Below are 3963 nucleotides of genomic sequence, written 5' to 3'. Positions count from 1 at the left end.
GACGGTTGGACTCCTCCAGGTCCGCGGTGCGTTCGGCCACCCGCCGCTCCAGCTGTTCCCCCCGCTGGGCCAGCTCCGCCTCCCGGCGATAGCGTTCGCGCAGATACAGCCAGGTCAGGAAGCCGCCCAGAAAAAGCACCAGGCCGCCGGTAAGGAATTTGACCCGGGTCCAGAGCACCGGCCCGGTGCCGATCATTACCTGCAGGCTCCAGTCCAGCCGCGGCAGCGGTGTGCGCACGCTCAGATACTCCTGGGGCTGGCCGTCCCCCTCCAGCCGAACCCGGCGGGATCGCTCGGACACCGAGATGGGCCGGCCCAGGTCGGTGATGGCCATGGCGGTCAGTTCCTGGCCGGGGTAGCGCTGGCGCAGCCGAACCATATCCCCGGCCGGCTCGTTCGGGCGGAAATCCCGGTAAAGCCAGCTCCGGCGGCTGGCCAGGAAGCTGATGCCCTGGTTGTCCAGCACCACCATCTCGGCCTCGGTAAAGGATGCTGGCCGTTGCCACTGGGATTCCAGCTCGCGCACCTGGACCTTGACCGCGATCACCCCGAGTATGTCACCGCCGTCGTTCTTGATGGGATGGGAAAAGTAGAGCCCGCGCCGACCGGAGGCCAGCCCCAGGGCAAAATAGATGGCGGATTCACCGGTGGCCATGGCGTCACTGAAATAGGGCCGGAAATCGTAGTTGTTACCGACGAAACTGTTTTCCTGGTCGTAGTTGTTGGCGGCAATGGTGAGACCGGTGCGGTCCATCAGGTAGACGTCGGAGCTGCCCACGATGTCCGCCATCCGCTTCATTCCCTCGTTGGCCCGCAGCAGCAGACCGGCGTCGGAGGGCGTTTGCAAAGCCTCCTGCAACAACGGATGCTCCGCCATCAGTTCCGGCATGGGCCGGTAGCGCTTGAGCTCGTTGGCGATCAGCTGGCTGTAGCGGAAGGACTCTTCCAGGCTTTCCTGTTCCAACACCCGATAGCCTACCCAGCCGCCCAGTTGCCACGACAGCCCGGCGGTGATCAGGAGGAGAACAAAAGCCCAGAAACGGTAGGTCATCAGGGATCGTCTGCGAAGAACAGGCCCTAGACTAAACACTGGCGCCGTCCCGAACAAGCCGCGGGCATGGTGCCCGCGGCTTGGGGTAACGTCAGGACTGGGTAGCGGGCCGGGCACGGCCGCGCTGTTTCTGCAGCAGGAAGATGACCACGGCGATGGCGATACCGGTGATGTCGGTATACAGACCACCCTCGATCATCAGCAATGCCGCCACCAGCAGCAGGATCCGGGTATACCAGGCTGCGCCCTGGTTGAAGATCCAGGCCTGCACCGAGCCGGACAGCAGGTAGACCCCGAAAGTGGCGGTCACCAGGGCCCGGGCGATTTCGAAGAAGCTGGCGTCCATCAGCAGTGCGCTGTTGTAGAAGAACATGAAAGGCACGATGAAGGCTGCCAGACCGATCTTGAACGAGGCCACCGAGGTTTCCATGGCGTTGGCGCCGGAAATCCCCGCCGCGGCGTAGCTGGCCAGCGCCACCGGCGGCGTGATGGCGGACACCACGGCAAAGTAGAACACGAAGAAATGCGCCGTCAGCGGCTGGATGCCCAGCTCCACCAGGCCCGGTGCCACCACCGAGGCCGCCACCGCATAGGCCGCCGTGGTGGGCATGCCCATACCCAGCAGGATCGAAATCAGCATGGCGAAGATCAGCGCCAGCAGCTGACTGGCCTCGGCGACCCCCAGCAGCAGCGAGGAGAAGCGCGCGCCGACGCCGGTCAGCGAGATCACCCCGACAATGACACCGGCGGCGGCACAGACCACGATGATCTGGATCGACATGACACTGGCCAGATCCAGCGCCCGCAGGATGGCCCGGAAGCCCATCTTGTTGGGGGAGAGCCAGCTCACCACCGCGGCGGACACCGTGGCCAGGGTACCGGCCCGGATCACCGAATAGCCCTGGAACAGGGCATAGATCAGGATGATGATGGGAATGAACAGGTAGATCTGCTTGATCAGCCGGCGGAACTCCGGCAGTTCGTCCTTGCGCATGCCCCGCATGCCGGTGCGGGCGGCTTCGAAGTCCACCATGAAGTAGACCGACACGAAGTACAGAATGGCCGGGATGATGGCGGCAATGGCAATCTCGGTATAGGGGATACCGGTGATCTCCGCCATGATGAAGGCCCCTGCCCCCATGATCGGCGGCATGATCTGGCCCCCGGTGGAGGCGGCCGCTTCTACCGCGCCGGCGGTCTTGCGGTTGTAGCCCACTTTCTTCATCAGCGGAATGGTCAGCGAGCCGGTGGACACGACGTTGCCGGCACTGGTGCCGTTGATCATGCCCATCAGGCCGGAGGCGAAAATCGACACCTTGGCGGGACCGCCGCGGGCCCGGCCGGCGGTGGCGAAGGCGAAGTTGACGAAGTAGTCACCCACCTTGGAGGCCTGCAGGAAGGCCGCAAAGATGATGAACAGAATGATGTAGGTGGAGGACACCGCCGTGGTGGGGCCCAGCACGCCGGCGTCGGTATAGACCTGCGAGAAGAAACGCTGGATCGACAATCCGGGGTAGCCCAGGAAACCCGGCAGGTAGGGACCGGCAAAGACATAAGCCAGGAACACCAGAGCGATGATGACCAGTGCGTAGCCGGTCAGGCGCCGGGTCAGCTCCATGATCAGCGCGGTGCCGGCGATGGCGGCAAAGGAGATGCCGATAGGCGCAAAGGAGGTGCCGGTACTCATCCTCATGGAGGTGTTGTACACCACCAGGAAATAGACCGCGGTGGCGATGGAGGCGACGATCAGCACCAGGTCCGGGAAGCTGAATTTGGAGCGCTCACGCTGATGGAACCAGCTTACGATGATGCCCAGGCCGGTGGCCGCCAGCAGGGGCCAGCCGAAATGCCAGGTCTCGATGGCCGGGTCGATTCTGACGGTGCCGGCCTGCACCATGCCATACATGACGAAGGTCTGATAAAGCGCGTAAAGCGCTGGTAACAGCAGCACGCCGGCGACCGGGGTGGTCCAGGCATGGCGGCGCTTGACGCTGTCCTCGTCGGTGAAACGGGCCCCGGAAAACAGGATGTAGCCCAGCACCAGCGCGCCACAGACGTGAATGATGCGGAACGACCAGGTTTCCAGCGGCGCCACGTTCAGGGTGTAGAGGTGGAAGCTGGAGTAGAGAATCGCAAGTGCGGTAACGGCCTTCAGCTTCCAGCTTTCGAACAGGCGTCGATTGGGTTCGATAGGCTCTTCGTCCACGCCGTGGACAATCACCTTGTCCTCCATCTGCGCGGATTCAGGCAGCTCTTGTTTGTCGGTTGTCATGGGGCACCTAGCAGCAACACGGGAGTGACCCGGCGGGCGCACGCCCGCCGGGCAATCAGTTCAACGGACCGCCAGAGGCGGTCCGGCCGGCTTACTTGATCATGCTGTCCTCGATCTTGTAGCCGTTCTCGTTGAACCAGCGCGCCGCGCCCGGATGCCAGGGCAGAACGTTGTTCTTGTCGTAGTTGGAGGGCACCGAACTCTGGGCGGCCTTGTGGATGGAGACCATCTTGTCGTTGTTCTCCATGGTCAGCTTGGTGACCTCGTAGACAAAGCTCTCCGGCAGGTCGCAGTTGGCAATGGCGAAGTTCCACATGGACACCGCCCGGGCCGGCTCCTTAAGCGTGGTGTAGGTGGTGGCGGGAATGGTGAAGGCAGACACCGGGAAGTTCTCAATGATCTTCTTCTGCTCTTCCTCGGTGAATTCGATGATGTTGATCTCGGTCTGCACCTCAAGCTGGCTGACCGCCGGAATCGGGATACCCGCGGCGAAGGCCACCACGTCGATCAGGCCGTCCTGGAGCTGGGTGCCCAGGTCGGACCAGCTGCCGTTGCGACGCTCGAATTCCACACCCAGGGTTTCCATCATGCGGGGGAAATAGGTGTCGGAGGTGGAGCCGGCGGGGCCAAAGCCGATGCT

Annotated in this window: 3 protein-coding genes; all 3 read right to left on the bottom strand. The window is 63.3% G+C overall.

Going from position 1 to position 3963, the window contains the following annotated elements:
- Window positions 1-1051, bottom strand: a 1051-nt coding sequence (locus tag R3280_RS16170; RefSeq protein WP_318999639.1) for a cache domain-containing protein, incomplete at its 3' end; no start/stop codon positions are given.
- 91 nt (window positions 1052-1142) lie between these two features.
- On the bottom strand, window positions 1143-3323 hold the full coding sequence (locus tag R3280_RS16165; protein ID WP_318999638.1) for a TRAP transporter permease: 2181 nt from the start codon (window positions 3321-3323) through the stop codon (window positions 1143-1145).
- Window positions 3324-3414: 91 nt separating this feature from the next.
- Window positions 3415-3963, bottom strand: a 549-nt coding sequence (locus R3280_RS16160) for a TAXI family TRAP transporter solute-binding subunit (protein ID WP_318999637.1), incomplete at its 5' end; no start/stop codon positions are given.

The organism is Marinobacter sp. (genome assembly GCF_033722195.1).
Taxonomy (GTDB): Bacteria; Pseudomonadota; Gammaproteobacteria; order Pseudomonadales; family Oleiphilaceae; genus Marinobacter.
The sequence above is the reverse complement of the archived record's forward strand: the minus strand, read 5'-3'. Positions and strand labels throughout refer to the sequence as shown.

Bases quoted from the DNA above. Each gene is read 5' to 3' on its own strand.
- R3280_RS16165 (WP_318999638.1), bottom strand. From the start codon at position 3,323: ATGACAACCGACAAACAAGAGCTGCCTGAATCCGCGCAGATGGAGGAC.